At 58.6% G+C, this 619-nt stretch carries 1 protein-coding gene; it reads right to left on the bottom strand.

Annotated elements, in window-relative coordinates; all coding sequences use genetic code 11:
• Positions 1-301 precede the first annotated feature (301 nt).
• Entirely contained in the window at positions 302-451 is a 150-nt protein-coding gene (locus GQ59_RS32475) for a hypothetical protein (protein WP_156376375.1), read from the bottom strand.
• Positions 452-619 lie beyond the last annotated feature (168 nt).

Below are 619 nucleotides of genomic sequence, written 5' to 3'. Positions count from 1 at the left end.
CCGATGTCGCCTTCTGGCGCAGCCTGGGGCAGAGTATAGGCCTCGCCTATGCGGCCAGCGTGAACGACATGAAGGACTACCCGCCGTCCTTCCGGAACGTTTCTAACGGGGCCCCTCAACCGGGCGCGATAGGAAATTCTAAAACTGCGTACCGAATTTGCTCTACGTCTCGACATGGCAAGCCCTCTTCATGAGGGCGTTTTATCGTCTCAGCAAAGACGGGCAACACGATCTGCGCAGTGCGGTTAGGAGGTAACCTTAATGTCCGCCCGAGTGCGGATACTCAGGTCGCCCGGTTAGGTCAGGCACTGCCTTCCGGCGGCCATTCGCCCAGCAGCGCATCATTGATCTCTCGTAAGCTCTGCTGGAGTTCGCGGATCGCTGCGGTAAGGTCTGCCAGGTCTTCGTTGTCGGGTTTCTGGTTCTCGACATCGGCTTTTCGATCGTGCATCTGCCGTCTCCTTGACAGGACCCATACTCGCCAAACCTTGCACGAGGTCACCGCCGTCATCATCAACGAGGGACTCAGATCGCCCCGTGTTGCATGTTCAAGGTGCCAGGCTTCACTTGTGGCAGGGTTCCCTGCCAGGAATACCGGTCAGGACTTCGACCCGGACCG

The sequence above is a fragment of the Neorhizobium vignae genome (assembly GCF_000732195.1).
GTDB lineage: Bacteria > Pseudomonadota > Alphaproteobacteria > Rhizobiales > Rhizobiaceae > Neorhizobium > Neorhizobium vignae.
This window is presented reverse-complemented; position numbering and strand designations above follow the sequence as displayed.